The sequence below is a fragment of the Xanthomonas sp. F1 genome, from assembly GCF_014199855.1.
The window spans coordinates 359,847-384,711 of the sequence record NZ_JACHOK010000003.1; the positions used below are offsets into that span (position 1 = coordinate 359,847).

Here is a 24,865-nt window from a genome sequence, read left to right on the forward strand (position 1 = left end):
GAAAACGGTCGCTAGCTTGCCCCATCCCGTGCATAGGGGCAATGAAGGCGTCCCGGGGCCGAGGGACGGGGTTCATCGGTGTCCAGGGTGTGCCATCGATTCCCGAGCACGCCGTGTGGCCTGGCCGACGGCGCCCAGCCACGGCGTGGCATTACCTGGGCTGGATGACGCGCCCTCAGCGCAGCGCGTCGACGTGGGCGACGCTGCCCTCGCGCAGGGCCTGCAGGTCGTAGCCGCCTTCCAGCAGGGACACCACCCGGCCGCGCGCATGCCGTTGCGCCACCGTGCGCAGTTCGGCAGTGATCCAGCCGAAGTCTTCGGTTTCCAGCATCAGATCGGCCAGCGGGTCGCGCATGTGCGCGTCGAAGCCGGCCGAGATCAGCAGCAGCTGCGGCTTGAACGCGTCCAGCAGCGGCAGCATCTGGTCGGCCCAGGTGTTGCGGAAGCGGAAGCCACCGCTGCCCGGCGGCAGCAATGCGTTGTGCAGATTGCCGACGCCGCGGTCGTGGACCCCGCCGGTGTGCGGGAACAGCCCGGACTGGTGGGTGCTGAGGTACTGCACCTTGGGTTCGCGCTCGAAGATCGCCTGGGTGCCGTTGCCGTGGTGCACGTCGAAATCGACGATGGCGATCCGCTCCAGCCCATGCGCGTCGCGGGCGTGGGCGGCAGCCACGGCCACGTTGTTGAACAGGCAGAAACCCATCGCGGTGTCGGCGGTGGCGTGGTGGCCGGGGGGGCGGACCGCGCAGAATGCGGTGTCCGTGACACCGTGCATCACCGCGTCCACCGCGGCCACGCCGGCGCCGGCGGCGCGCAGCGCGGCGGCGCGCGAACCGGGCGAGAGCACCGTGTCCACGTCGAGCATCTGCGGGCCGTCGAGGTCGGCCAGGACGCGATCGATCAGGTCGCGCTCATGGACCCGGGCCAGGTCGCCGAGCTTGGCCAGCGGCGCCTCGCGCCATTCCAGCGTGGGAAAGGCCTCGCGCAGCGCAGTGGTGACTGCCTCCAGGCGCTGCGGCCGTTCCGGATGCTCCAGTCCCGGCGCGTGACCCAGGCAGGCAGGATGGGTGTAGATCAGCATGCGTGGCCGCGGCCCGGGCGTCGCTCAGGCCTGGCGCCGGTCGTGGCGCCACAGCACTTCGCCGTGGCCGTCGGCCCGCGCCAGCACCCGCGCCAGCACGAACAGCAGGTCGGAGAGCCGGTTGAGGTAGCGCACCGCTTCCGGGCGCACCGCGTCCTGGCGCGACAGGGCCACGGTCTCGCGCTCGGCGCGGCGCACGATGGTGCGGGCCAGGTGGCAGCGCGCCGCGGCCTCGCCGCCGGCGGGCAGGATGAAATCCTGCAGCGGCGGCAGGGTGTCGTTGTAGCGGTCCAGGTGCCGTTCCAGTGCGTCGATGTCGGCGGCATGGATCGCGGCATGGCCGGGGATGCACAGCTCCCCGCCGAGATCGAACAACTGGTGCTGGATGGCGGTCAGCAGGTGCCGCACGTCTTCGGCCAGCGGGCAGGCCAGGACCACGCCGATCGCCGAGTTGGCCTCGTCCACGGTGCCGTAGGCGGCGACCCGCGCCGAGTCCTTGCCGACCCGGTTGCCGTCGCCCAGGCCGGTGCTGCCGTCGTCGCCGGTGCGGGTGTAGATCTTGGAGAGGCGGTTGCCCATCCCGGTCAGTGACCGACCGGCTGGCCGCGCTGGCCCAGCCGCGCCAGCTGCTCGACGCCGACCTGGATCGCCGCGGCCAGCGCCACGTACAGGCTGGCGCTGCCCAGGTAGGGCAGCAGCCAGTCGCTGTAGTTCTGCCACCAGCCGGCCAGGGTCGGGTTCGGCACGCTGCGGCTGACCCAGTAGAAACTGCCCTGCGCCAGCAGGTGGCACAGCGCCACCGCTACCAGCAGGCTGGCGGCGGCCAGGCCCAGCGTGCGCCAGTCGGCGCCGCGGTAGCGCCGCGCCAGCCAGGCGCCGCCCGCCCACAGCACGAAGTAGGCCGGGATCAGGCACCAGTAGGCTGGCGACACGCAGTAGTGCTGCCAGAAATCCAGGCCCTGGCCGCGGATGACCAGGTAGTCGACCAGCACCGCCAGCGCCATCAGCAGCGGGAACGCCCAGCGGGTCCAACTGCGCAGGTAGAAGCCGCCGACGAAGAAGACCGCCCACGACGCGTCCGGGATCGCCCCGAAGTGGTTGATGCGGGTAGCGGCCAGCAGCGCGGTCAACAGCAGCAGGGCGGGGAGGCGGTGGGCGGAAGGCGTCATGGCGGCGGGCACCGGGGCACGTAAGACCCTGGATTCTACTGGAAGCGCGGCGTGCGCGAGTGCCGCGCACCGGGCGGCCTGCGCAGCGCGAGCTGGGCGGTCGCGCTCACCGGGCAGACGGGTGCGGGCCGTATCATGGCCGGATGAGCAAACGACATGACGTAGTGATCGTCGGCGGCGGCCTGGTCGGTGCCAGCCTGGCCATCGCCCTGGACTGGCTGGGGATCGACGTGGGCCTGGTCGAGGCCGCACCGCCGGGCGCGTTGCCGCCGGTGTTCGACCAGCGCAACCTCAGCTTCGCCGCCGCCACCGTCAACGCGCTGGGCGCGCTCGGGGTGATGCAGCGGCTGCGCGCGCCGACCGGGCCGATCCGCCGCATCCACGTCAGCCGTGCCGGTGATTTCGGTCGGGTGCGGCTGGAGGCGGCCGACTACGGACGCGAGGCCTTCGGCCAGGTGGTGGTGGCGCGCGACTTCGGCGAGGCGTTGGAGGCCAGCCTGGCGGCAACGGTGCGACTGACCCGCTACCGCCCGGCGCAGTTCGTGGCGCTGGAGGCCGACATCGAAGAGGGCGTGCGCCGCCTGCGCATCGTGCGCGATGGCAGCGAGCAGGTCCTGCACACGCGCCTGCTGGTGGGTGCCGATGGCAGCGCCAGCGCGGTGCGCGAGGCCTTGGGCATCGCCGCGACGCGGCACGATTTCCAGCAGACCCTGTTCGTGGCGCGGGTGCGTGGCAGCCGCCAGCCCGACGGCACCGCCTACGAGCGGTTTCGCGACGACGGCCCGACCGCGTTGTTGCCGCGCGGCGACCGCCACTACGGCGCGATCCACGCGGTGGCCGCCGAAGACGCCGCGGCGGTGGCGGCGCTGGACGAGGGCGCCTGGCTGCAGCGCCTGCAGGATGCGCTGGGCTGGCGCGTCGGCCGCCTGCTGGGCAGCGGCGAGCGCAGCGCCTACCCGATCGTGCAGGTGCTGGCCGAGCGGCTGACCGACGCGCGCGCGGTGCTGCTGGGCAATGCCGCGCAAACCTTGCACCCGCTGGGCGCGCAGGGCTTCAACCTGGGCCTGCGCGATGCGCTGACCCTGGCCGAATTGATCGAGCGCGACGGCACCGACCCGGGCGCGCCGGCGCTGCTGCAGCAGTACGCGCAGCGCCGCGAGCAGGATCGCCAGCGCACGGTGACGTTCTCCGGCGGGCTGGCGCGACTGACCGCCAATCCGACCCCGCTGCTGCGCCCGCTGCGCAGCCTGGGCCTGCTGGCGGCGGCGCAGGCCGCGCCGCTGCAGTCGTTCCTGGTCGGCGGCGCGATGGGCTTCCGCGGCGACGTGCCGCAACTGTGCCGGGAGGCGCGCGCATGAGCCGGCGCGGCGTGCTGGATGTGGTGGTGGTCGGCGGCGGCGTGGTCGGCGCGGCCTGCGCGCTGGCCCTGGCTGGGGAAGGCCTGGCGGTGGCCCTGGTCGAGGGCCGCGAGCCGCCACGCTGGTCGGCCGACACGCCGGACCTGCGCGTGTACGCCTTTGCCCCGGACAACGTGGCGCTGCTGCAGGGTCTGGGCGTTTGGCCGCAGGTGCTGGCGCAGCGCGCTAGCGCGTACCGGCGCATGCGCGTGTGGGATGCCGGCGGCGGTGGCGAGCTGGCCTTCGACGCCGACGCCCTGGGCCGCGACCAGCTCGGCTGGATCGTCGAACACAACCTGCTGGTCGAACAGCTGTGGGCGGCGCTGCCGGCGGCCGGCGTGCAGGTGCATTGCCCGGCGCGGGTCGAGGCGCTGGAGCCCTCGGCCGAGCGCGCGCGCCTGCGCCTGGACGACGGCAGCCGCCTGGACGCGCGCCTGGCGATCGCCGCCGACGGCGCCGATTCCACGCTGCGCGGGCTGGCCGGACTGGACGCGCCGGCGCACGACTACGGCCAGCGCGGCGTGGTCGCCTTCGTGCAGACCGAACAACCGCACCAGGACACGGCCTGGCAGCGTTTCCTGCCGGGCGGGCCGCTGGCGTTCCTGCCGTTCGCCGACGGCCGCAGTTCGATCGTGTGGACCCTGCCCGAGGCCGAGGTGGCGCGGGTGCTGGCGCTGGACGATGCGGCGTTCGGCGCCGAACTGACCCAGGCCTTCGGCGCCCGCCTGGGCGCGGTGCGCGCGCTGTCGCCGCGGCTGGGATTCCCGCTGCGCCGGCAACTGGTGGAGGCCTACCAGCGCGGCCGCCTGCTGGTGCTGGGCGATGCCGCGCACGTGGTGCATCCGCTGGCCGGGCAGGGCGTCAACCTGGGCCTGCGCGACGTCGCCGCACTGGCGGCGCTGGTGCGGCAGGCGCAGGCGCAGCGGGTCGACTGGGCCGCGCCGCAGCGGCTGGCGCGCTGGGCGCGCGGCCGCCGCAGCGACAACACCGTGGCCGCCTATGGCTTCGATGCGATCAACCGCCTGTTCTCCAACGACGAGCTGCACCTGACTTTGCTGCGCGGGCCGCTGCTGGGCCTGGCCGGCAAGCTGCCGTTGTTGATGCACGGTTTCTGGAAGCGCGCGTCCGGCGTGTAGGCGCACGGGCCGGCCGGACGCGGCAGCCGCAGGATTTGACCACGCGCCGAGCGGCGCCCGTACCCTCATCCGCCCCTTCGGGGCACCTTCTCCCGGAGGGAGAAGGAAGAGCCAGCTTCGGCTGGTTTGCTTGAGCCCCTCTCCCCTCGGGAGAGGGGTTGGGGTGAGGGTAGGGCGCGAAGCGCCGCACGCAGGCCGCGCCCTGCCATGGAGGATGACGATGCAAGACGCGACACAGGCCGTGGATCTGTTGATTTCCCACAGCCAGCTGCAGCTGCGCGCCCGCGCCTTCGACGCCGCCGCCTGCCGCTGGGGGCCGCGCAATCTGGAGCAGGGGGCGATCCTGCATCGCGACTACGTGGTGTTCGATCCGTTGCCGGAGGACGCGTTCGGCGCACACGTGTACCTGACCCTGGCCACGGCGTTCGCGCCCGACCCGCGTGCGCAGCGGCGCATGCAGGTGCCGTTCCGGGTGAATGCGGACGCACGGGTGCAGGTGGCGTCTGCCGCCGAGGCCTTCGACGTGACGCTGGCGCTGCCGCCCGGCGACTACGCGCTGTACTACGAAGTGTGCGAAGGCGACGAAGAGGTGTATTACCGGCTCACCCTGGTACCGGCGACGCAGCCGGTGACGGCGTGCTATCTGCTGGACGATCCCTGGGGCGGGGCACAGGATGCGCCATTGCAGGAAGGAATGCTGTAGCCATCGTCAGCGCGGTGGGCGAGGCCGGGCGGCGGAGCGGCGCGGCTTGGTAGACCACACGCGCTGCGAGGAGATCGGGCCGATGCAGCGGCGCTGGCGGTGGCCGCTTGGGTGAGGCGGTTGCGCGATGCTGCGGCGCTCGCATTGCCGGTGTTTGCGATGTTGCTGCGCCAGAAAACAATCGCGCCGCGTGCGGCAGAAAGGCCGCAGGCGGCGCGTGTGGTGGAAAGGATGCGGGTCGGTCGACGCGTGGCTCGCGTCACGTGGACATCCAGCCTTGCAGGTCGGCCTTGCTCAGGCGGCCGTGGTGATGCACGTCGACGGCGTCGAACTCGGCGTACAGCGTCGGATCGGCCTTGGCCTCGGCGCGGCTGATGTAGCCGTCATGGTTGCGGTCGAGCTTGGCGAAATCGATGTGGTAGTCGCCGACGATCGAGTTGGGTTCGACCGAGGTGACGTTGATGATCTGGCCGTTCTGGTGGAGCGTCACTTCGTCCGGCGCCGACTGCGCCATGGCCAGCGCCGGCGCGGCAAGCAGCGCAAGCGCAAACGGGACGAGACGAGGAACGATGCGGTTCATGGCACGACTCCTGTTGCTGGGAAGGAGTCAAGAACATAGGCCCGGCCAAATTAATCGACACTAAAAAAATCGGGCATTCGCACGTGCGCGCAGGCGCCATTTAGCAAGCGTTTCCAATGCGTGCTCCAACGCGGCTCACGCCGCCACGGCGTCCGCCATGGCGGTGCCGGACGCACGTCGGCGCGGCTACAGCACGCTTCGCATGATCTGCTTACGCGACACGCAAGCCGGATGCAGCCTGCCTGTAGGAGCGGCTTCAGTCGCGACGGGTTTACCGGTAACGCCCCGTCGCGGCTGAAGCCGCTCCTACAGAATGCATACCGGCGTGATGCGAGACGCCCTACAGCCAGCCGGCCAGCTGCGCGCGGCTGAGACGGCCACTGTGGGAGGTGTCCAACGCGTCGAACTCGTCGGCCAGCGACGGATTGGCCTGCGCTTCGCTGCGGCTGATGGAGCCGTCGTGGTCGGTGTCCAGCGCCTCGAAGTCGATGCGATAGCTGCCGGCGACGCGGTCGGGCTGGATGCTGCGCACGGTCACCTGCGCTTCGCCGGGCGTGGCCGGCAACTGCACCTGGTGGGTCACCACGCCGTTGCTGAGCGGCTGCGCGCGCACGTTGACCGGCACGTCGCGCAGCGGCTCGGTGGTGGCGCTGGAGGTGGTGTTGAGGTTCTGCGCCGCGGCCGGCGCGGCGCAGGCGCACAGGCAGCAGAGCAGGACGAGGGAACGGCAGGGCATGGACACGACGGACTCCGGGACGACGATGGAATGATGGCCCCGGCGCTCAGCCGGGGATGAACGGAAACGCGAGCTTCAACAGGCCCTTCAGCCCGCCCTCGGCGGTGCTGGCGACGGCCTTGGCGCCGAGGCTGTTGAGCGCGCGGCGCACGTCCTCCCAGCGTAGCTTGCTCACGTCCTTCTTCAACAGATCGGCGACTTCCTCGGCGGTGGGTGCCAGCTTCTGCAGTTCGTGCGTCACCTTCTCCGGCTCCGGCTGCAGGTAGCCCCAGCGTTCGGCGATCTTCAGCAGGGTATCGAAGCGCACCGCCATCACGTCGCGGTTGCGCTCGTACACGGGCATGGCGCCGACGTCGACGATGGCCTGTTCGAAGCGCTGCTGGTCGTCGGGGTGTTCGATGCGGATCGCCAGGAAGCCGTCCTTCTTGCTGCGCTCGCTGACGTGCTTGGCCCCGGCGCGCAGGTTGTCCTCGGTGAGCACGGTGGCGACGATGCGCTGCAGTGCCGCCTCGTTGTCCTCGGGCACCAGCGCGCGCCAGCGCGCGTAGCCGTCGCGGCGCAGGCCCTTGACCTTGGCAGGGGTCACCCGCAGGCGCATCGCCACCGCGTTGTTGGAATCGCTGCGCGAGATCGCGCCGTCGCGTTCCAGCAACACGAAGATCAGCAGTTCCAGGTCGCGCTTGGTCAGCGACTGGAAACCCTGCAGCAGGGTCAGGCGCAGGAATTCGTCGGCGAAGCCGGCCGGGTTGTTCAGTTCGATCGGCTGCATGTGCGCGGCCCTCCAGTCAGTGCAGCCAGGATGCCAGGTGGCCATTGCGCGGGCTGAGACGCCGCTGCGATACGCATCCCATCAGCGTCCGTGCTCGCGCCCGGGGCGATCGCTGCGGAAGGTTTCGATCGCGCCGCGGTCCTGCAGGGTCACGTCGACATCGCGTCCGTCGGCGCCGCCGAAGGCCAGGTTGGTGGGCTTGCGGCCCTTGGTCGCGACCTCGTGCAGCAGCGTGCCGTCCGGCGCCAGCACGATCACCTTGCCGGCGTCGTAGCGGGCCACGTACAGGTTGCCGTCGACGTCGCAGCGCATGCCGTCCAGGCCGGCGTCGGCGAAGCTGGCGAACAGCCGCTTGTTGGATACGGCGCCGTCGGCCGCACGGTCGTAGACCCAGATCCGCCGCTGCACGCTCTCGTTGACGTACAGGCGCTTGCCGTCGGGGCTGACCTCGATGCCGTTGGTGGTGCCCATGCCGGTCTCGATCAGGTGCGCGCTGCGGTCGCGGTCGATGCGCCACAGCTGGCCGCCGTCGTGCTTCCAGTCGGGGTCGCTGGCGTACAGGGTGCCGTCCGGCGCCATCGCGATGTCGTTGGGCTGGAACGCGCCCGGTAGCGCGGCGTAGACCTCGATGCGCTTGCTGCGCAGGGCGATGCGCAGGATGCGGTGCCGGCCGTAGTCGGCCACGAGCATGCGCCCGCGGCGATCGAAGCGGATACCGTTGCCGATGCTGCCGTCGGGAAGATCCACGAACAGGCTCGCCTGCGCGTGGCCGTCGGCATCGCGCTGGACCCGGCCGATGCTGCCGTCGTGGGCGAAGTTGACCACGTACAGCGCACCGTCCGGGCCGGTGGCCGGGCCTTCGATCTTGTCGGTGAACACGCCATCGCCGACCAGGTCGCGGGCCTGGAACAGCGTCTCCTGCGCGCCGGCCGGGGCAGCCAGCAGCAGGGCGAGGGCGGCGAGCAGTGGGCGGCAGCGCATCGGCGTCTCCGGGAAAAGCGGAGGCGGCAGTGTGCCAGAGGCCTCGGCGCATCGCGCGATGGCGCTCACAGTGCCGATGCCGCGCAAGCGGTTAGGGTGGAGAATCCTTCCGGTCGGAGTTGCGCATGGAGCCGTCCTCGCCGAATCGCCGCCGCCTGTTGCTGGCCGGCCTGTCCGCCGGTGCCGCTGGCCTGTTGGGGTCGCCGGCGTGGGGCGACACGCCGGCACGACGGCGCAAGCCGCTGGGCGTGGCCCTGGTCGGGCTGGGCGAGTACGCCAGCAGCCGTCTGGCACCGGGCCTCACCCTGACCAGGCACTGCCGCCTGGCCGGCATCGTCACCGGCTCGCCGCAGAAGATCCCGCCGTGGCAGGCGCGCTACCGCATCCCGGATCGCAACGTCTACAGCTACGACGACCTGGAGCGCATCGCCGACAACCCGGACATCGACGTCGTCTACGTGGTCACGCCGCCGCACCTGCACGCGCCGCTGAGCATCCGCGCCGCCGCCGCCGGCAAGCACGTGTGGTGCGAGAAGCCGATGGCGCTGCACGCCGAGCAGGCGCAGGCGATGATCGCGGCCTGCGCGCGCAACAAGGTGCGGCTGAGCATCGGCTACCGCATGCAGCACGAGCCCAATACCCGGCGCGTCATCGCCCTGGCCGGCGAACGCCCGTTCGGGGCGGTGCGCAGCGTGCGCGCGGAGGCGGGCTACACCGGCTATGGCGACACCGACCCGGCGCAGCGGCCATGGCGGTTGCGCTCGGAGTACGGCGGCGGCGCGATGTACGACATGGGCGTGTATCCGCTCAACGCGGCGCGCTACACGACCGGCGCCGAGCCGCTGGCGGTCAGTGCGCGGCGTTCCACGCAGCGGCCGGCGCTGTTCGACGAGGTCGACGAGCACATGCACTTCACCCTGGAATTCCCGCACGAGGTGACCGCCATCTGCGCTGCCAGCTTCGGCCGCACCATGAACCTGTTGCGCGCCGAGTGCGCGAACGGCTGGTACGAACTGGCGCCGTTCCAGGCCTACGACGGCGTGCGCGGCCGGACCAGCGATGGCCGTCTGTTCGATGCGCGGGTGCGGCACCAGCAGGCGCTGCAGATGGACGAGGACGCGCTGGCGATCCTGCAGGGCACGCCGCTGCGGGTGCCCGGCGAAGAAGGCCTGCGCGACATCCGCATCGTCGAGGCGATCCAGCGCTCGGCGCGTGCGGATGGGGCGCGGATCGTGCTGTAGCGCGGTGACGTCGTCGCGTCTGCGTGAGTCTTTGGCGGAGTCAACTGTCATGCAGCGGCGATGGCAGGAGGCGCGTAAGGGGCGCGGTCGTGTGCGATGGCGTTGCGCCAGCGCAGGAACGTGTGCCTGCAGGCTTCCGTCGCGAGGAGCCAAGCCCAATGCCGCCTGGCACCTTCCGTCGTCGGGACTGAAGTCCCTCCCACAAGAGGCCCCAGCCCATTGCTTGTGGGAGAGACTCCAGTCGCGACGGGCGTTGCCGGTGTAGCCCCGTCGCGACGGAAGGACGCTTCTGACAAGCCCCGAAACCCGACCCGGATCATTCGCAAGCGACGGATTTGTCTCGCCCGCAAGTTTTGAAGTCCAGGTTGTCAGAGGTGCCCAGAAGCCGCTCCCACAGGGAGTGGGCTGGACCATCCTTGTGGGAGGGACTTCAGTCCCGACGACCGAGAGTGTCAGTCGGCTTTCGGCTTCGCTTGTCGCGGCTGCATGACAGTTGACTCCCGCAAGGGCGGGCGCGGCGATCCGCTCAGCCCGGGATCGCCAGCACCGTGATCTCTTCGCGGTCGTGGTAGAGCTGCTTGGCGCGCAGCTGCAGCGGGCGTTCGGCGCGCTCGGCGAACAGGTCCAGGCACAGCCGGGTCTCGTCCCAGCGCTTCTTCATCGGCAGCTTCAGGTTGAAGATCGCGTGCCGGCACCAGCCCTCGCGGAACCAGGTGGCCATGCGCTCGGCGACGCGGCGCGGTTGCTCGACCATGTCGCAGACCATCCAGTCCAGCGGCTGCGGCGGTTTCCAGTGGAAGCCGTCGGCACGCAGGTGGTCGACCAGGCCGCTGTCGAGCACGTGCTGGCGCAGCGGGCCGTTGTCCACACTGGTCACGTGCAGATGCTGGCGGGTCAGGACCCAGGTCCAGCCGCCGGGGGCGGCGCCGAGGTCGGCGGCGCGCATGCCCGGGCGCAGCAGCGTCTCGCGCTCGTGCGGGGTCAGCAGCGCCAGCAGCGCTTCCTCCAGTTTCAGAGCCGAGCGCGAGGGCGCCTCGGGCAGCAGGCGCAGGCGCGGGATGCCCAGTGGCCACGGCGCGGCCTCGCCGGGCTGGGCCACGCCCAGCAGCGCGTGGTCGCCGGCGACGAACAGGACGTGCAGCCGCGGCAGCCGCGGGTCGTCCTTTGGCGTGAGCAGGCCGGCCTTGCGCAGCGCCGGACGCAGCGCGTTGCCGAAGCTGCGCGCGAGTCCGGCCAAGGGCTTGGCCGTGTCCGAATCCGGATGCTCCACCCACACATCGCCGAGCCTGGGCAGGCCCTGCAATGCCTCCAGCATCGGCGCGATGCGATCGGCCGGGTCCAGCCCGCGCAACTCGGCGATCAGCGCCAACGTCTGGCGGGCGAACACCAGCGAGCGCCAAGGCAGCGCCTCGGCCACCCCCGCGTCCTCGCAGGCGAAGACCGCGTAGGCTTCGTTGCGCTGGGTGCGGGCATAGCCGGCCAGCCCGGCGTCGGCCGCGCGCTGGGTCAGTTCGGCCGCCAGCTCCGGCTCGAAGCCCTGGCGGCAATAGCACAACAGGCCGATGGTCTTCATGGGCGCCCGCCCACGAAGCGGCGCGATCCGGTCGGAGTGTGCCCGCTCATCGGTCGGGCGCCTGCAGTGCCAGGCGCATGAGGATCTGATCCTCGTATCGGCCATCCCGGCGGATGGCGCGCGGCTCGACCCCATAGACGCGGAAGCCGGCCATCTCGTACAGGCCACGGGCCGGCAGATTGTGGCGACCACGGTCAGCAGCAAGGCGTCGATGCCGGCGCTGCGCGCCTGCTCGATCAGCTGCGACAGCAGGCGGCCGGCGATGCCTTGCCGGCGATGCGAGGCCATCACGACCACGCTGCGCACTTCGGCGACGTGGCGCCGCGTGCGCCTCGACAACCGCACGCCGCGCATGAAGCCCACCAGCCGTTGGCCATCGAACGCGCCGATATAGTGGATGTCGGCGTCGGTCAGTTCGGCCTCGAACTGCGCCAGCGGCGTCGCGTCGACCTCGGCCGCGGTCGTCATGAAGGCCTCGGGCGCTTCCTGCAACCCGGCCAGACGGCAGGCCTTCAGTGCGGATGCATCGGCGAGGGCCAAGCGCCGGAGCGTCACGTCCGGGGAGAGGACGGCTGGCGTCGTGTTCGCGGGCATCGAAGCGGCGGCCGTCAGTACTGCGGGCCGTGCTGGCCGTAGTGGGCCAGCACCGCGCGTGCGTCGTCGCGGTGCAGGTCGCGCACCACATCGATGCCGCGCTTGTTGAGTTCGCCGACCCAGTCGGCCGGCAGCGGGCCTTCGTCGAATTCGGTCAGCGATTCGACGTCCTCGGCGCGTGCGCCGATCAGCAGCCGGTCGATGCCGGCCCACACCGTGGCGCCGAAGCACTGGCAACAGGGCTGGGACGAGGTGGCCAGGGTGACCGGGCCGGGCAGGGCCGCGTTGAGGCGGAAGTTCTGGACGCGCTGCTGGGCCAGCATGTAGGCCATGTTTTCGGCATGGGCCAGCGAAGTGTTGTGCGGCACCACGCGATTGACGCCGACCGAGACGATGCGGTCGCCGTCGAACACCACCGCACCGAACGGACCGCCGCTGCCGTGCTCGACATTCATCCGCGACAGCGCGATGGCCAGCGCGACCTTGTCGGCGTCGCTGGCGTAGACCGCCTGCGGATCGACCGCCTCGTGGATCCAGGCGGGCAGGGTGAGGTGGACTTGCGCGTAGAGCATCAGCGGACGGGTTCGGCAGGCGGGGGGGCGCGCAGTGTATCGGCTTGGGCGGGGCGTGCGCTGCATTGCCCGGCCACGCAGGAACAGCCGGCGATGGCGCGCGAGCCGCACACGCTCATGCGCCCGCTGGCCTGGCACTGCGCCATCACCCCCTGCGGATCGGTGGGGCTGTCGCGGTTGACGCAGGCCGGCATCGCGCCGCAGCAGTTGCCGACGTTCTTGACCGTGCAGTCGGCATCGGTGCGGCAACTGCTGTCGACCTTGACCGGCAGGCCCGGCGCGGAGGCCGTCGGTGCGGGTGCCGGCTCCGCCGGCTTGGCGGTTTCGCTGCGCGCGCAGGCGCTGGACAGCAGCATGCCCGCGAGCAGGCACAGGGAGCACAGCAACGACGCGAAATGGCGGGACATGGCGACCTTCCGTGCGGTGGAGTGCGGCCATGGTAGCAATCCCCCGCGGCGCCGCCGGCTCAGCGGCGCACGACGGTCATCGCGTCGGCGCTTTCTTCCGCGATCCGCAGCGCGGTGCCGTCCAGCGCCTGGTGCAGCGCCTGGCGGATGCTGACCTGTCCCTTCACTGCGTTCACCGGCAGCGACGCGAGGCTGGGATCGCGGTATACGACCATGCAGCCGGTGGCGTGCGCCAGTTGCTGTGAGACCTCATCGAAGCGACCGGCCGGCAGGTCGTAGGCATGGTCGGGAACGGCGTCGCACTTGCCGGTCGCCGTGGGTGCGTTGGCGCTGGCGGCCGAATCCGATGTTGTGCCGGATGGGGCGGTGGAGGACGCGCAGCCGGCGAGGGCGATGGTCAGCGCGAGGGCGGGACAGCAACGGCGCAGGACGGTGTGCATGGCGCGATTCCCGTGGGAGGATCTGCGCCAGTCTAGGCAGCGCGGCTTAACCGGGCTTGGCTTCGTGCGCAGCGGGCTGCGGCCGCGCATGCACCAGTGTGCACCACAGCACACCGCCGAGCAGGCAGGCGATCGCCAACAGTTCCAGCGCGGTCGGCCAGCGTTGTTCCCAGAGGAAGCCGTACAGCAGCGCGAACACGGTCTCGAACACGATCATCTGCCCGACCAGGGTCAGCGGCAGCAACCGGCTGGCGTGGTTCCAGCAGGCGTTGCCGATCACCGAGGCGAACAGCGCCAGCACCAGCGCCATGCCCCAGAAGCGCATCCAGTCGTCGCCGGCGTGCACCGTGCCGGTCAGGGCGAAGGCCGGCAGCGCCAGCGTCAGGGCCAGCGCGCCGGTGACCACGCCGGTCAGCAGCGACCAGTCGCGGCCGGACAGGTCCGGGCGCCGCCGCAGCCAGCGCGCGTTCTTGATCGAATAGGCGGTCCAGCACGCCAGCGCGCCGACCGCACAGGCCAGGCCGGCCGCGCGCAGGCCGAGGCTGGCGGGAATATGCGGACGCGCCACGGCCAGGGTCTGTGCCGCGACCAGCGCCACCCCGAGCACGCACAGCGCGCAGGGCGCGGCGAGCCGGCGCAACCGCACCGCGCCGGCCGCGCGCGAGCCGATCACGGTGACCGCCGCCGGCAGCAAGCCGATGATCAGCGCGGTGGCGGCGCCGCCGGCCCACTGCACGGCGCTGCCCAGCAGCACGTAGTAGACGATGTTGCCGAGCAGGCTCAGCCGCAGCAGCGCCCACCATTCGGCGGCACCCAACGGCGTGGTCGCGGCGCGCCAGCGCGGCAGCAGCACCAGCGCGGCGATGGCGCCATAGGCCAGGTAGCGCGAGATGGCCAGCTGCAGCGGCGAGAAGGCGCTCAGCAGTTGCGGGACCAGGAACACCAGGCCCCACAGCGCGCCCGCAGCCATGCCGCTGCCCACCCCTGCCCATAAACGTTCGCGCATGCGTTCCGGTTCCGTTGCAGCCGTTTCGCTCAGCATGCCGCCGGTGGCGGGCGTCGGCTTGTCCCAGACTCCTGTCCTGGCGCCGGGCGATGGCGGCGGCGGTAGGCCGCCGGCGTCTGTCCGGTGCTGCGCTTGAGCGCGCGGGTCAGTGCGCTCTGGTCGGCATAGCCGCTGTCCTGGGCCAGCGATGAGATCGGTCGGTCGCCGTGCGCCAGTTGCCGGCGCACCCAGTCCAGCCGCCGTGCCGCCACCCACTCCTGCGGCGTACGCCCCAGCGCGGCGCGAAACAGCGCGTGCAGGCGGCTTGGGCTCAGGTGCGCCAGCTGCGCCATGCGCCGCACCGGCCAGTCCTGGCAGGGCGCGGCTTCGATACGCCGGCACAGCGTCTGCAGCCGCTGCCAGCCGCGCGGCGCGGTGTCTGCCTGCAGCCAGGCCAGCACGGCGGCGCCGGCGTGGGCGTGTGCACGATCGAGGCCAGGACGCGGCGCCTGGGCGGCGAGCAGGTCTTGCAAGGGTGGGGGCAGGTCGAGGAAGGGCTGCCGCCGTAGGCGCTCAAGCGCGTCGTCGCCGAAGGCATCGGTGGCGCAATCGACGATCAGGAAGCGGTTGGCGTCCAGCGCGGACTGCGCATGCCGGGTGTGCGGTGCGACCACGGCGGCGCGGAAGCGGTCGAGATAGCCACCGCGGCCGTCCACTTCCAGTTCCAGCGTGCCGTGCAGCGGCAGCACCAGTTGCACGTGGCCATGCTGATGGGCGGCGCCGTCGCGGCCGTAGCTGCGCAGGCTCAGGGACGGGTCGGGGGACATGCCCATTACGCTAGCGCGCGAGTGGTGACGAGGGGAAGCGTGGGGATTGGGGATTGGGGATTGGGGATTTTCCGCGAGTGCGCGGCCTATGTAGCGCTTCTGACGAGAAAATCGGGACTCGGCGCACTCGGCGACTGCACTGTGGGAGGGGCTTCAGCCCCGACGGGCTTTACCGGTAAAGCCCGTCGGGGCTGAAGCCCCTCCCACAGTGCAATCGCAACCGCCCAGCACCCGTGAAAAAATCTCGAATCTCGAATCTCGAATCTCGAATCTCGAATCTGGAATCCCCAATCCCGGCTTTTACAGCCGTTGCTTCAGCCGCGACGCCTTTCCGATAAAGCGGCACGGCGAAAGCAGACCCCTGCAAGAAGCGGTCGCGCACGCAGCGATCCTGTGGGAGGGACTTCAGTCCCGACGCGATAGCGCCGAACCATGCGGCAGATGTCCCGAGCACGCCGCCCGCGGCCGATGCGCCGCCTTCCTCCGGTACGTCACCGGAGGATGGCATACGCCCTTGCTCAGCCGCCGCCCTGGCCGCCGCTCCAGGTGTCGCGCAGGGTCACGCTGCGGTTGAACACCGGCGCGTCGGCGCGGTGGTCGTAGCGGTCGGCGACGAAGTAGCCGGTGCGCTCGAACTGGAACGCTTGCTCCGGCGCGGCCTGGGCGGCGGCGGGTTCGACGTAGCCACGCACGCTGCGCTTGGAGTCGGGGTTGAGGTGATCGCGGTAGGTCTTGCCGTCGGACTCGTCGTCGGGCTTCTCCACCGAGAACAGGCGGTCGTACAGGCGGATCTCCGCCCCCACCGCGTGCGCGGCGCTGACCCAGTGGATGGTGCCCTTGACCTTGCGGTTGGCGCCTTCCATGCCCGGACGCGATTCCGGGTCCAGCCAGCCGCGCAGTTCCACGATCTCGCCGGCGGCGTTCTTGATCACCTCGTCGACGCGGGCGATGCCGGCGCCGCGCAGGCGCACTTCGCCGCCCGGGACCAGCCGCTTCCAGCCCTTGGGCGGGACTTCGGCGAAGTCCTCGCGCTCGATCCACAGTTCGCGCGAGAACGGCACCTCGCGCGTGCCGAAGCTGTCGTCCTTGGGATGGTTGGAGAAGGTCAACGTCTCGCTGTGGCCTTCCGGCAGGTTGCTCAGCACCAGCTTCAGCGGCTCGATCACCGCCATGCGCCGCGCGGCGTGCGCGTCCAGATCTTCGCGCAGGCAGCCTTCCAGCACCGAGAAATCGATCACCGAGTTCTGCTTGCTGATGCCGACGCGGTCGACCAGCAGGCGCAGCGCGGCCGGCGTGTAGCCGCGGCGGCGCAGGCCCTGCAGGGTATACATGCGCGGATCGTCCCAGCCGTCGACCAGGCCTTCGGCGACGAGCTGGGTCAGCTTGCGCTTGCTCATCACCGTGTAGTTGATGTTGAGCCGCGAGAACTCGATCTGCCGCGGCTTGGCCGCCTCGCGCGGCAGGCCCTTGTCCAGCAGTGGCTGCAGCAGCTCCGGGTGGCCGGCCAGGTCGACCTTGTCCACGCACCAGTCGTACAGCGGACGGTGGTCCTCGAACTCCAGCGTGCACAGCGAATGGGTGATGCCTTCCACCGAATCGCCGAGCGAATGCGCGAAGTCGTACATCGGGTAGATCGGCCAGGCATTGCCGGTGTTCTGGTGCTCGACGTGCTTGATCCGGTACAGCGCCGGATCGCGCAGGTTGATGTTGCCGCTGCCCATGTCGATCTTGGCGCGCAGGGTGCGTGCGCCATCCGGGAACTCGCCGGCGCGCATGCGCCGGAACAGGTCCAGGTTTTCCTCGACGCTACGGGTGCGGTACGGCGAGTCGCGGCCCGGCTCGGTGAGCGTGCCGCGGTACTCGCGCACCTGCTCGGCGGAGAGATCGCAGACGAAGGCGTGGCCGTCGCGGATCAGCTTCTCGGCGGCCAGGTAGTACACCTCGAAATAGTCCGAGGCGTGGCGCAGTTCGGCCCAGTCGAAGCCCAGCCAGCGCACGTCGTCCTGGATCGCGGCGACGAATTCGGGGTCTTCCTTGGCCGGATTGGTGTCGTCGAAGCGCAGGTTGCAGCGCCCGGCGAACTCGGCGGCGATGCCGAAATCCAGGCAGATCGCCTTGGCGTGGCCGATGTGCAGGTAGCCGTTGGGCTCGGGCGGGAAGCGGGTGCGGATGGCCGTGTGCTTGCCGCTGGCCAGGTCCTCGCGGACGATCTGGCGGATGAAGTCTTTCTTCTCGGCCGGGGCGGAGGCGTCGGTGGCGGGGGTGTCGGACATGCGCGCGTCAACAAATTGGGTGCGCAACAGTCTACTCGGGTCAACAATCGTTGACCCTATGTCGATGTTTGTCGACGCACAGGGGCTCCCGTCGGCTGGCTGCGACCCGCGTCCACGGCGTACTCTGCCGATCTCCCACTGCGAGAACGCGCCATGCCCTTGCCCTGCCTCGCCATCGGCGCCAAGCGCCCGTCCCCGGGCATGCGGTGCGCCTCGCTTGACGTCGCCAACGTCGCCGTACACGGCTGAGGAGCCGATCATGCAGATCGCCTACCGCGCCCAGCACCTGATCGATGCGCACCTGGCCAAGCACGCGCTGGAGGACGCCGGGATCACCGCCTTCGTGTTCGGCGAGGCCCTGCTCGGCGGCGCCGGCGAACTGCCGTTCGGCGTGGTCCAGGTCTGCGTGGCCGACGAACTGCTGGAAAAGGCCCAGGAAGTGCTGATGACGCTGGGCCTGGGCGGGCAGGTGACACGGGCGATGTAGGTTGGTTGCCGGGATTGGGGAGTCGGGATTGGGGATTCGTAACGGCAAGCACTCCCGCTTCTACGAATCCCCAATCCCCAATCCCGAATCTCCGCCTCTCGTCGACCACCCCGGTGGCGCGGCATCCGCCACGGCCAGCGCACGCAGGCGCTTGAACAGCACCACGGTCTCGGCCACGTTCCAGACCCGCAGGGCGACTTCGAAGGTGTCCAGCGGCTTGGTCAGGAAGTCCTTGGCGCCCAGGCCGAGAGCGCGGTGGCGGGCGCTGCGGCTGGGGTCGGCGGTGAGCACGATCACCGGCAGGAAGCTGGACGGGTCCGCCAGCCGCGCCAGTTGCTCCAGGATCGCGTAGCCGTCCAGCTCCGGCATCATCAGGTCGAGCAGGATCAGGTCCGGCGCGAACGCCGCCACCAGGCCCAGCACCCGTTGCGGGTCGGTGGTCGCCACCACCTGGCGGAAGCCCTCGCGCTGCAGCAGTTCCTCCAGCAGGCGGACGTTGGCCGGTTCGTCGTCGACGATCAGGATGCGCGCGGCGAGGACATCGTTGCGGGTCATGCGAGGTGCCGGTCCAGAACGGAGAAGAAGTCGGCCACGTCCAGTGGCTTGGTCAGGTAGGCGCGCACCGGTGCGCCCTGCACGCGGGCCAGCGTGGTCGCGGTGGCATCGGCGCTGATCACCACCACCGGGATCGCCGCGGTGTGCGGCTGCGCGCGCAGCGCCTGCAGCAACTCCTCGCCGTTGCCGTCGCTCAGGTGCAGGTCGAGCAGGATCAGGTCGGGCGTGGCCTGCTGCAGATGCGCGTGCGCCTGCGCCAGGCTGGCGGCCTCGTGCAGGCGCCAGTGCGGGCGGCGCTCGACCAGGGTGCGGATCAGCGCCTGGTTGGAGGGGTTGTCCTCGACGCTCAGCAACTGGCGATGTCCCCCGCCTGCCGTCGTCGTCGCCACGACCGCATCCGGCAGTGCCGCCGTTTGCGGCCGGTCCAGCGGGAGCGCGATCGTGAAGCGCGATCCCTCCGGGCCGCTGTCCACGGCGATGCGCCCGCCCATCGCCTCGGTCAGGCGCTTGCTCAGCGCCAGGCCCAGGCCGGTGCCCTCGATCGCCGAGCGCTCGGCGCCGAGCCGCTCGAACGGGGTGAACAACCGCTGCACCTGCGCCGGCGACAGGCCGTGGCCCTGGTCGTGCACGGTCAGGGCCAGGGACTGGCCTTCGGGCACCGCGCTTACCCACACCGCGCCACTCGGGCGGTTGAACTTGATCGCGTTGGACAGCAGGTTGATCAGCACCTGGCGCAGCCGCTGCGGATCGGCGCGCACGGTCCACTCCGGCGGCAACTGCGGCGGCCGCAGCACGATGCCGCGCGCCTGCGCCTCCGGCGCGACCAGGCCCAGCGCTTCCTCCAGGGCGGTGCGCACCGGCACCGGGCGCGGGCTCAGGTCGAGCTGGTCGGCCTCGATGCGGGCGATGTCCAGCAACTCGGTGATCAGCCCCAGCAGGTGCCGGCCGGCGCCGAGGATGTGCTGCAGGTGGTCGCGTTGCGCCGCGCCCGGCAGGTCCATCTCCAGCACCTGCGCATAGCCGAGGATGGCGTTGAGCGGAGTGCGCAGTTCGTGGCTGCTGCGCGAGAGGAATTCGGTCTTGGCGCGGTTGGCGCTCTCGGCCTCGCGGCGCGCCGACTGCGCTTCCTCGGCGCGTGCGGCGAGCAGGGTGCTGGCCTGCTGCAGGCGTTGCGCGACCTGGCCCAGTTCGTCGCCGGCCGGTGGCTGCGGCATCAGTGGCCGGCCGTCGCCGAGGCGGTCGGCATTGGCCGAGAGCTGGCGCAGGCGCCAGGACAGCGACGAGGCGAACCAGGCCACCGCCAGCACTGCGCCGAGCCCGCCCAGCATCGCCGCGCACAGGGTGATCAGCAGGTTGCGCTGGCGCAGCGCCTGCGCCTTGGCGGTGCGTACCTGCAACTGCGCGGTCTCGTAGTTGCGCAGCTCGCGCAGTTCCGCGCGCAGGATGTCGAGGGTGACCTTGCCCTCGCGCAACTGGCGGATCTCTTCCTCGCGGCTCAGGTCCGGCGCCAGCAGCCGCCGCCAGCCCTGCATCTTCTCCTCGAACAGCGGCTGGATGCGGGCGAAGCGCTGTGCCTGACGCGGGTCGGTGATGCGCTGCGACAGGCGCTGCACCACAGTCTTCAGCCGCGGCTCGGCGTCGCGGTACGGGGTCAGGAAGGCGTCCTGGCGCACCAGCCGGTAGCCGCGCACGCCGGCGGCGGTCTCGGCCAGCAAGGCATGTGCCTCGTGCAGGTCGCTGAGCAGCTGCAGGGTGCGGCGCACGTCGTTCTCGGCGGCGATGTTCTGCCGCTCGACGCTGTAGATCGCCACCAGCGCCGCCACCAGCAGCAACAGCGGCAGCGCCACCAGCGCCAGGCTCTTGCGGGTCAGCGGCCAGTCGTTCCAGCGCCGCGCCAGCGCCCTCACAGCGCCGCCCCGGCCTGCACCGCGACCACCGCGGCCTGGGTGCGGTCGGCCACCTGCAGCTTGTGCAGGATGCGCTCGACGTGGACCTTGGCGGTGCCGGCGCTGATGCCCAGTTCGGCGCCGAGCGCGGCATTGGTGAGCCCACGCGACAGCAGCGCCAGCACCTGTCGCTCGCGCGCGCTGAGCACGGCCAGGCGGTCGACCTGCGCCGGTTTGCGCCGCCGCGGCGCACGCGGCGGTTCGGTCGCCAGCGGCGCCAGCAACCCGGCGATCGCGGACAGGGCCTGCACGTCCTCCGGCGCCGGCACGGTGCGCACATCCCAGCCCAGGCACAGCGTGCCCAGCGGCACGCCGAGCACAGCGATCGGCAGGCACAGTTCGTCGGCCTCGGCGGCGGCATGGCCGCGCAGGCGCCAGGCATGCGCCGGTGCCTCGACGGCGACGCTGGCGCCGGGTGGCAGCGCATCGCCCTGGCTGGCCAGCACCAGGCGGCGCGCGCCGCGCAGGGCCAGCACCGCGGCGTGCGGTGCCGCCACCAGGGCACTGGCCGGCACGAGTGCGTGCGCGGCGGCCTGCGCGCCGTCGCCGGCCTCGCGCAGTGCCGCCGCGGCGGCGGCCACGGCCTGCCAGCGCGCGGCGTCGGCGGCGTCGCGGCGCAGCGCCTCACGCCACTGGCCTGCATTGGAGGGAGGGTGCACGGACGCGTCTCCGGTATGCCGAACGGCATATTCGAGGATATGCCGCCCGGCGGATTTTCCGCAAGCCGCGGCTGCCGATACTCGCTTCGCCCCGAGACGGCATCCCCTCAGCAAACGGAGACTTCCCATGCGTCGCATCCTGTTCGCCCTGGCACTGGGCCTGACCACCACCTCCACCGCGCTGGCCGCGCCGGCGATCCACTACGACGGCACGCCAGCGGCACCAGCCAGCAGCGCCGAACGCGAGATCGCCGGCCTGTTCGACCGCTGGAACGCGGCGCTGGCCACCGGCAACCCGCAGCGCGTGGCCGACCTGTACGCCCGCGACGGCGTGCTGCTGCCCACCGTGTCCAACCAGGTCCGTGCCAGCCGCGCCGAGATCGAGGACTACTTCAGCCACTTCCTCGCCGCCAAGCCGCGCGGTGCCATCAACTACCGCCAGGTGCGGCTGCTCGACGACGACAGCGCGGTCGACGCCGGCGTCTATACCTTCACCCTGAACAATCCCGACGGCAGCACCCGCCAGGTGCAGGCGCGCTACACCTTCGTCTACGAAAAGCGCGACGGGCGCTGGCTGATCATCAACCACCACAGCTCGGCGATGCCGGAGCCGGTCGCCGTGGCCACGGCCAACGCCGCAGCGAAGTGAGCGTCGTGCCTGTCACCGCCGCCGCGGTGGCCGGGCGCACTTGAAAGCGGACGCCGGCAGCGCCATCCACAAAGACATCGCCGTCGCTGCCAGGAGTCCGTGCCATGTTGGGAATCGGTGCCTTCAAGCAGCGCCTGCCGCGTCCGGGCGAAAGCCTGCCCGGACGCGCGCAGCCGCTGCCGCTGCACAACCGTCACTTCGTCAACGGCCATCCGTTGCGCGACGCCTTCGCCGGCCTGGAGCAGGTGCAGTTCGGCCTGGGCTGCTTCTGGGGCGCCGAGCGCAAGTTTTGGTCGCTGCCGGGCGTGTTCAGCACCGCGGTGGGCTACGCCGGCGGCGAGACGCCCAACGCCACCTATCGCGAGGTCTGCTCCGGGCAGACCGGCCACACCGAGGCGGTGCTGGTGGCGTTCGACCCGCAGACCGTGCGCTTCGGTCAACTGCTGCAGACCTTCTGGGAAAGCCACGACCCGACCCAGGGCATGCGCCAGGGTAACGACACCGGCACCCAGTACCGCTCGGCGATCTACTGCACCACCCAGGCGCAGTACGACGCGGCGCTGGCCAGCCGCGACGCCTACCAGCAGCGCCTGGACGCTGCCGGCTACGGCGCCATCACCACCGAGATCCGCTTCCCGGCGCCGCCGTTCTACTACGCCGAGGACGAGCATCAGCAGTACCTGGCGAAGAATCCAGGCGGCTACTGCGGCCTCGGCGGCACCGGGGTGAGTTGCCCGATCGGGCTGGAGGCCTGAACCGACGCGCGCCCTGACCGGGCGTGCGCGTCGATTACACGAACTCGGCCGCGAACATCTGCCGCATCTGCGCGATCTGCTCTTCGCGTTCGGGATGCAGCAGGCGCAGGCATGCCTCGGCGAAGCTGACCGGGCTGGTGCCGGGGGCGGTGATGAGGCCGCCGGCGCTGACCACGCGGCGGTCCTGGTAGTGCGCGCTGCCGGCATAGACGCCAGCGTGCTCGCGCAGGAAGGCTTCGGAATTGCTGGTGTGCGGGCGGGTATCGAGCAGGCCGGCGTAGGCCAGCGCCAGGGTCGCGCCGCAGATCGCCGCGACGCCGCGGCCAGCCTCCAGGCGCTGCTGCAACAAACCGCTCAGGCCCGGGATCTCGCCGGCCTGCCAGCGGTCGCTGCCGGGCAGCAGCCATAGGTCGGCGTCCAGCGGCGCCAGATCCGACAGTGCATAGGCGGGGTGCAGCTCCAGTCCGCCGATCGAGCCGACCGGCTTGCCGTCGATGCTGGCGATCTGGATCGTGTCGCCGAACCAGGCCCGCGCCGCCGGCAGGATGGTGCCGATCTCCCAATCCGCCACGCCATCCACCATCACCACTGCGATTGTCGCCATTGCCTTGCCTCTGCACTCGGGCGCGCAGCATAGCCCGGGAAAAGTTGCGGCCGTGCCAACGCCGTGTCGAAAGTGCCGCAGGTGATGTGCGCCGCACCTGCGCCTGTTTTCGGCGGTCGTGGGGGCGTTTGCCTTCGCGCTCGCGCGGCGCAACCGCGTGCAGACGTCATCGAATCGATCGGGAGACGGCAGAGAAACGGGTACTCGCTTTCCCCGATTCCCGTTTCCCTATTCCCGGCACCCAAGCGCAGCGTCACCGCGCTTGGGGTGCCGCACAACGCTCAGCCGACCAGCTTGTGCCGGATCGTGTCGCGCAGGGCCTGCAGGTCCTTGGCGAAGGTGTCGATGCCGCCGGCCAGCTTCTCGGTGGCCATCGGATCGGCGGCCAGGTCGTCGGCGAAGCGCTTGGCGTCGATCGGCTCGATCTTGGCGCCGTCGGCCTGGCCGGGCGAGAGCTTGCGCGGCAGCGGGCCGTGGTCGGCGTCGAGCTTCTCCAGCAGGTCCGGCGAGATGGTCAGGCGGTCGCAGCCGGCCAGCGCCTCGATCTGCGCGGTGGAACGGAACGAGGCGCCCATCACCACGGTTGGCGAGCCGCGGCGCTTGAATTCGTCGTAGACGCCGCGCACGAACTGCACGCCCGGGTCCTCGTCGATGGTCGCCGGGGTCTGGCCCTTGGCCACGTACCAGTCGAGGATGCGGCCGACGAACGGCGAGATCAGGAACACCCCGGCCTCGGCGCAGGCCAGCGCCTGGGTGCGGTTGAAGATCAGGGTCAGGTTGCAGTCGATGCCGTCCTGCTGCAGCTGCCGCGCCGCCTCGATGCCTTCCCAGGTCGCGGCGACCTTGATCAGGATGCGGTCCTTGGCGATGCCATGTTCGGCGTACATGGCGATGAACTTGTGCGCCTTGGCGATGGTGGCGGCGGTGTCGTGGGCCAGATCGGCGTCCACTTCGGTGGACACGCGGCCGGGCACCAGCGCGCTGAGCTTGGCGCCCACGCCGATGGTCAGGCGGTCGGCGATCTCGTCGACCAGGGCGGCGTGGTCGCCGTCCTGGCCGCGCGCCCAGGCCAGCGCCTCGTCGATCAGGTCGGCGTAGACCGGCAGGTCCAGCGCCTTCTTCACCAGGGTTGGGTTGGTGGTGCAGTCCACCGGCTTGAGCCGCTTGATCGCGTCGTAGTCGCCGGTATCGGCCACGACCACGGACAACTCGCGCAACTGGGCGAGCTTGGAGGGGGCGGAAGAGGTCATCGGTATCTCTCGGAAACGAGTGGGAAAACGCGTGGAAACAAGGATAGGGCCGCGCACGTTAACGCGCTGCGCGCGCGTTGTCGTCGTCGGCGCGCTGCACCGCGGTCACGCGCAGGCGCAGCGGGCGTCCGCCGGGCGCCTGCCAGTCGATGGACTGGCCCACGGCCAGGCCGAGCAGGGCGCTGCCGACCGGGGCCAGCACCGAGATGCGCGCATGCGCGGCATCGGCTTCGTGCGGGTAGACCAGGGTCAGTTGGTGGCGTTCGCCGTGCAGTTCGTCTTCGCATTCCACGCGGGAATGCATGGCGACGATGCCGGGAGGAAGTTGGTCCGGGGCCACGACGGCGGCGCGGTCCAGTTCTGCGCCCAGCGCGAGCGCGGCCGGGTGCTGGTGCAAGGCAGGAGAGTCGAGCAGGGCTTCCAGGCGCGCGAGGTCGCGGCTGGAGACGATCAACGAGGGCGGCAGGCCGCTGTGGTGTTGCGAGGTCATGGACAG

Annotated in this window: 27 protein-coding genes and 1 pseudogene; 7 read left to right on the plus strand and 21 right to left on the minus strand. The window is 71.0% G+C overall.

The window, feature by feature from the left end; translation table 11 throughout:
- Positions 1-175: 175 nt before the first annotated feature.
- The 3 genes from GGR71_RS10400 to GGR71_RS10410 are packed head-to-tail and all read right to left on the minus strand — an operon-like array spanning position 176 to position 2,250.
- Positions 176-1,081, minus strand: coding sequence for a histone deacetylase family protein (locus GGR71_RS10400; RefSeq protein WP_160963776.1), 906 nt, complete (start codon positions 1,079-1,081; stop codon positions 176-178).
- Positions 1,082-1,105: 24 nt separating this feature from the next.
- Complete coding sequence (locus GGR71_RS10405) at positions 1,106-1,660, minus strand: cob(I)yrinic acid a,c-diamide adenosyltransferase (RefSeq protein ID WP_017913876.1); 555 nt, start codon at positions 1,658-1,660, stop codon at positions 1,106-1,108.
- Positions 1,661-1,665: 5 nt separating this feature from the next.
- A complete protein-coding gene (locus GGR71_RS10410; RefSeq protein ID WP_160963778.1) occupies positions 1,666-2,250 on the minus strand; it encodes a hypothetical protein in 585 nt (194 codons plus the stop codon).
- 143 nt (positions 2,251-2,393) lie between these two features.
- On the opposite strand from GGR71_RS10410, the gene ubiH reads away from it, so the two are divergent.
- The 3 genes from ubiH to comJ all read left to right on the plus strand — a co-directional run bounded on the left by ubiH (position 2,394) and on the right by comJ (position 5,486).
- Positions 2,394-3,608, plus strand: coding sequence for a 2-octaprenyl-6-methoxyphenyl hydroxylase (gene ubiH / locus GGR71_RS10415; protein ID WP_160963780.1), 1,215 nt, complete (start codon positions 2,394-2,396; stop codon positions 3,606-3,608).
- Positions 3,605-4,783: a UbiH/UbiF family hydroxylase gene (locus GGR71_RS10420; RefSeq protein ID WP_160963782.1), complete on the plus strand. Its 1,179-nt coding sequence runs from the start codon at positions 3,605-3,607 to the stop codon at positions 4,781-4,783. The genes ubiH and GGR71_RS10420 overlap by 4 nt, the downstream gene beginning before the upstream one ends.
- Before the next feature lie 220 nt (positions 4,784-5,003).
- On the plus strand, positions 5,004-5,486 hold the full coding sequence (comJ, locus tag GGR71_RS10425; RefSeq protein ID WP_160963784.1) for a competence protein ComJ: 483 nt from the start codon (positions 5,004-5,006) through the stop codon (positions 5,484-5,486).
- 259 nt (positions 5,487-5,745) lie between these two features.
- Here comJ and GGR71_RS10430 read toward each other — a convergent pair whose 3' ends face one another.
- The 4 genes from GGR71_RS10430 to GGR71_RS10445 form a co-directional block, all read right to left on the minus strand.
- A complete protein-coding gene (locus GGR71_RS10430; RefSeq protein ID WP_160963786.1) occupies positions 5,746-6,066 on the minus strand; it encodes an EF-hand domain-containing protein in 321 nt (106 codons plus the stop codon).
- 340 nt (positions 6,067-6,406) lie between these two features.
- Positions 6,407-6,802: an EF-hand domain-containing protein gene (locus tag GGR71_RS10435; protein WP_160963788.1), complete on the minus strand. Its 396-nt coding sequence runs from the start codon at positions 6,800-6,802 to the stop codon at positions 6,407-6,409.
- 46 nt (positions 6,803-6,848) lie between these two features.
- Positions 6,849-7,571, minus strand: a complete 723-nt coding sequence (locus GGR71_RS10440) for a hypothetical protein (RefSeq protein ID WP_017907756.1) — start codon at positions 7,569-7,571, stop codon at positions 6,849-6,851.
- An 81-nt stretch (positions 7,572-7,652) separates the two neighbouring features.
- Positions 7,653-8,552: an SMP-30/gluconolactonase/LRE family protein gene (locus GGR71_RS10445; protein WP_160963790.1), complete on the minus strand. Its 900-nt coding sequence runs from the start codon at positions 8,550-8,552 to the stop codon at positions 7,653-7,655.
- 125 nt (positions 8,553-8,677) lie between these two features.
- Here GGR71_RS10445 and GGR71_RS10450 point away from each other — a divergent pair, with 125 nt between their 5' ends.
- Complete coding sequence (locus GGR71_RS10450) at positions 8,678-9,793, plus strand: Gfo/Idh/MocA family protein (protein WP_160963792.1); 1,116 nt, start codon at positions 8,678-8,680, stop codon at positions 9,791-9,793.
- Between the two features lie 526 nt (positions 9,794-10,319).
- Here the strand turns inward: GGR71_RS10450 and rlmM are convergent.
- From rlmM to GGR71_RS10485, 8 genes and pseudogenes are all read right to left on the minus strand, one after another.
- Positions 10,320-11,366, minus strand: a complete 1,047-nt coding sequence (gene rlmM, locus GGR71_RS10455; RefSeq protein WP_237474668.1) for a 23S rRNA (cytidine(2498)-2'-O)-methyltransferase RlmM — start codon at positions 11,364-11,366, stop codon at positions 10,320-10,322.
- A 198-nt stretch (positions 11,367-11,564) separates the two neighbouring features.
- Positions 11,565-11,960 (minus strand): annotated as a pseudogene (locus GGR71_RS21055) (N-acetyltransferase family protein); the annotation flags it as partial.
- A gap of 14 nt (positions 11,961-11,974) precedes the next feature.
- Entirely contained in the window at positions 11,975-12,532 is a 558-nt protein-coding gene (locus tag GGR71_RS10460) for a nucleoside deaminase (RefSeq protein WP_184451900.1), read from the minus strand.
- Positions 12,532-12,939 carry a hypothetical protein gene (locus GGR71_RS10465; protein ID WP_160963798.1) on the minus strand — a complete coding sequence of 136 codons (408 nt, stop codon included), beginning with the start codon at positions 12,937-12,939 and terminating at the stop codon, positions 12,532-12,534. Before GGR71_RS10465 ends, GGR71_RS10460 begins: the two co-directional genes overlap by 1 nt.
- Before the next feature lie 59 nt (positions 12,940-12,998).
- Entirely contained in the window at positions 12,999-13,379 is a 381-nt protein-coding gene (locus GGR71_RS10470; protein ID WP_160963800.1) for an STN domain-containing protein, read from the minus strand.
- 46 nt (positions 13,380-13,425) lie between these two features.
- Positions 13,426-14,385, minus strand: a complete 960-nt coding sequence (locus GGR71_RS10475; protein WP_160963802.1) for a DMT family transporter — start codon at positions 14,383-14,385, stop codon at positions 13,426-13,428.
- Between the two features lie 29 nt (positions 14,386-14,414).
- The gene (locus GGR71_RS10480) at positions 14,415-15,191 is read right to left on the minus strand and encodes an AraC family transcriptional regulator (protein ID WP_160963806.1); all 777 of its coding nucleotides are present in this window, start codon (positions 15,189-15,191) and stop codon (positions 14,415-14,417) included.
- 518 nt (positions 15,192-15,709) lie between these two features.
- A complete protein-coding gene (locus GGR71_RS10485; RefSeq protein WP_160959114.1) occupies positions 15,710-17,464 on the minus strand; it encodes a glutamine--tRNA ligase/YqeY domain fusion protein in 1,755 nt (584 codons plus the stop codon).
- Between the two features lie 259 nt (positions 17,465-17,723).
- Here GGR71_RS10485 and GGR71_RS10490 point away from each other — a divergent pair, with 259 nt between their 5' ends.
- Entirely contained in the window at positions 17,724-17,951 is a 228-nt protein-coding gene (locus tag GGR71_RS10490; RefSeq protein WP_017912582.1) for a putative signal transducing protein, read from the plus strand.
- Between the two features lie 60 nt (positions 17,952-18,011).
- Here GGR71_RS10490 and GGR71_RS10495 read toward each other — a convergent pair whose 3' ends face one another.
- From GGR71_RS10495 to GGR71_RS10505, 3 genes are read right to left on the minus strand one after another with little or no spacing between them, the layout of a single operon-like run.
- Positions 18,012-18,506 carry a response regulator gene (locus GGR71_RS10495; protein WP_160959117.1) on the minus strand — a complete coding sequence of 165 codons (495 nt, stop codon included), beginning with the start codon at positions 18,504-18,506 and terminating at the stop codon, positions 18,012-18,014.
- The gene (locus tag GGR71_RS10500; RefSeq protein WP_160959120.1) at positions 18,503-20,413 is read right to left on the minus strand and encodes an ATP-binding protein; all 1,911 of its coding nucleotides are present in this window, start codon (positions 20,411-20,413) and stop codon (positions 18,503-18,505) included. Before GGR71_RS10500 ends, GGR71_RS10495 begins: the two co-directional genes overlap by 4 nt.
- Positions 20,410-21,111 (minus strand): LuxR C-terminal-related transcriptional regulator, encoded by a 702-nt coding sequence (locus tag GGR71_RS10505; RefSeq protein ID WP_160959123.1) that lies wholly within the window; start codon positions 21,109-21,111, stop codon positions 20,410-20,412. The genes GGR71_RS10500 and GGR71_RS10505 overlap by 4 nt, the downstream gene beginning before the upstream one ends.
- A 127-nt stretch (positions 21,112-21,238) precedes the next feature.
- Here GGR71_RS10505 and GGR71_RS10510 point away from each other — a divergent pair, with 127 nt between their 5' ends.
- Positions 21,239-21,760 carry an SgcJ/EcaC family oxidoreductase gene (locus GGR71_RS10510; protein WP_160959126.1) on the plus strand — a complete coding sequence of 174 codons (522 nt, stop codon included), beginning with the start codon at positions 21,239-21,241 and terminating at the stop codon, positions 21,758-21,760.
- A 104-nt stretch (positions 21,761-21,864) separates the two neighbouring features.
- Positions 21,865-22,515: a peptide-methionine (S)-S-oxide reductase MsrA gene (gene msrA / locus GGR71_RS10515; RefSeq protein ID WP_160959128.1), complete on the plus strand. Its 651-nt coding sequence runs from the start codon at positions 21,865-21,867 to the stop codon at positions 22,513-22,515.
- Between the two features lie 34 nt (positions 22,516-22,549).
- On the opposite strand, the gene GGR71_RS10520 is transcribed toward msrA, so the two are convergent.
- From GGR71_RS10520 to rnk, 3 genes are all read right to left on the minus strand, one after another.
- A complete protein-coding gene (locus GGR71_RS10520; RefSeq protein WP_160959131.1) occupies positions 22,550-23,119 on the minus strand; it encodes a type 1 glutamine amidotransferase family protein in 570 nt (189 codons plus the stop codon).
- A gap of 281 nt (positions 23,120-23,400) precedes the next feature.
- Positions 23,401-24,369: a transaldolase gene (gene tal, locus GGR71_RS10525; RefSeq protein WP_160959134.1), complete on the minus strand. Its 969-nt coding sequence runs from the start codon at positions 24,367-24,369 to the stop codon at positions 23,401-23,403.
- A gap of 58 nt (positions 24,370-24,427) precedes the next feature.
- Positions 24,428-24,859 carry a nucleoside diphosphate kinase regulator gene (gene rnk / locus GGR71_RS10530; RefSeq protein WP_160959137.1) on the minus strand — a complete coding sequence of 144 codons (432 nt, stop codon included), beginning with the start codon at positions 24,857-24,859 and terminating at the stop codon, positions 24,428-24,430.
- Between the last annotated feature and the right edge of the window lie 6 nt (positions 24,860-24,865).

What these genes read in the sequence shown, in the direction of transcription:
- GGR71_RS10400 (WP_160963776.1), bottom strand. Translation starts at nt 1,081, where the DNA reads ATGCTGATCTACACCCATCCTGCCTGCCTGGGTCACGCGCCGGGACTG.
- GGR71_RS10405 (WP_017913876.1), bottom strand. Translation starts at nt 1,660, where the DNA reads ATGGGCAACCGCCTCTCCAAGATCTACACCCGCACCGGCGACGACGGC.
- GGR71_RS10410 (WP_160963778.1), bottom strand. Translation starts at nt 2,250, where the DNA reads ATGACGCCTTCCGCCCACCGCCTCCCCGCCCTGCTGCTGTTGACCGCG.
- ubiH (WP_160963780.1), top strand. Translation starts at nt 2,394, where the DNA reads ATGAGCAAACGACATGACGTAGTGATCGTCGGCGGCGGCCTGGTCGGT.
- GGR71_RS10420 (WP_160963782.1), top strand. Translation starts at nt 3,605, where the DNA reads ATGAGCCGGCGCGGCGTGCTGGATGTGGTGGTGGTCGGCGGCGGCGTG.
- comJ (WP_160963784.1), top strand. Translation starts at nt 5,004, where the DNA reads ATGCAAGACGCGACACAGGCCGTGGATCTGTTGATTTCCCACAGCCAG.
- GGR71_RS10430 (WP_160963786.1), bottom strand. Translation starts at nt 6,066, where the DNA reads ATGAACCGCATCGTTCCTCGTCTCGTCCCGTTTGCGCTTGCGCTGCTT.
- GGR71_RS10435 (WP_160963788.1), bottom strand. Translation starts at nt 6,802, where the DNA reads ATGCCCTGCCGTTCCCTCGTCCTGCTCTGCTGCCTGTGCGCCTGCGCC.
- GGR71_RS10440 (WP_017907756.1), bottom strand. Translation starts at nt 7,571, where the DNA reads ATGCAGCCGATCGAACTGAACAACCCGGCCGGCTTCGCCGACGAATTC.
- GGR71_RS10445 (WP_160963790.1), bottom strand. Translation starts at nt 8,552, where the DNA reads ATGCGCTGCCGCCCACTGCTCGCCGCCCTCGCCCTGCTGCTGGCTGCC.
- GGR71_RS10450 (WP_160963792.1), top strand. Translation starts at nt 8,678, where the DNA reads ATGGAGCCGTCCTCGCCGAATCGCCGCCGCCTGTTGCTGGCCGGCCTG.
- rlmM (WP_237474668.1), bottom strand. Translation starts at nt 11,366, where the DNA reads ATGAAGACCATCGGCCTGTTGTGCTATTGCCGCCAGGGCTTCGAGCCG.
- GGR71_RS10460 (WP_184451900.1), bottom strand. Translation starts at nt 12,532, where the DNA reads ATGCTCTACGCGCAAGTCCACCTCACCCTGCCCGCCTGGATCCACGAG.
- GGR71_RS10465 (WP_160963798.1), bottom strand. Translation starts at nt 12,939, where the DNA reads ATGTCCCGCCATTTCGCGTCGTTGCTGTGCTCCCTGTGCCTGCTCGCG.
- GGR71_RS10470 (WP_160963800.1), bottom strand. Translation starts at nt 13,379, where the DNA reads ATGCACACCGTCCTGCGCCGTTGCTGTCCCGCCCTCGCGCTGACCATC.
- GGR71_RS10475 (WP_160963802.1), bottom strand. Translation starts at nt 14,385, where the DNA reads ATGCGCGAACGTTTATGGGCAGGGGTGGGCAGCGGCATGGCTGCGGGC.
- GGR71_RS10480 (WP_160963806.1), bottom strand. Translation starts at nt 15,191, where the DNA reads ATGTCCCCCGACCCGTCCCTGAGCCTGCGCAGCTACGGCCGCGACGGC.
- GGR71_RS10485 (WP_160959114.1), bottom strand. Translation starts at nt 17,464, where the DNA reads ATGTCCGACACCCCCGCCACCGACGCCTCCGCCCCGGCCGAGAAGAAA.
- GGR71_RS10490 (WP_017912582.1), top strand. Translation starts at nt 17,724, where the DNA reads ATGCAGATCGCCTACCGCGCCCAGCACCTGATCGATGCGCACCTGGCC.
- GGR71_RS10495 (WP_160959117.1), bottom strand. Translation starts at nt 18,506, where the DNA reads ATGACCCGCAACGATGTCCTCGCCGCGCGCATCCTGATCGTCGACGAC.
- GGR71_RS10510 (WP_160959126.1), top strand. Translation starts at nt 21,239, where the DNA reads ATGCGTCGCATCCTGTTCGCCCTGGCACTGGGCCTGACCACCACCTCC.
- msrA (WP_160959128.1), top strand. Translation starts at nt 21,865, where the DNA reads ATGTTGGGAATCGGTGCCTTCAAGCAGCGCCTGCCGCGTCCGGGCGAA.
- GGR71_RS10520 (WP_160959131.1), bottom strand. Translation starts at nt 23,119, where the DNA reads ATGGCGACAATCGCAGTGGTGATGGTGGATGGCGTGGCGGATTGGGAG.
- tal (WP_160959134.1), bottom strand. Translation starts at nt 24,369, where the DNA reads ATGACCTCTTCCGCCCCCTCCAAGCTCGCCCAGTTGCGCGAGTTGTCC.
- rnk (WP_160959137.1), bottom strand. Translation starts at nt 24,859, where the DNA reads ATGACCTCGCAACACCACAGCGGCCTGCCGCCCTCGTTGATCGTCTCC.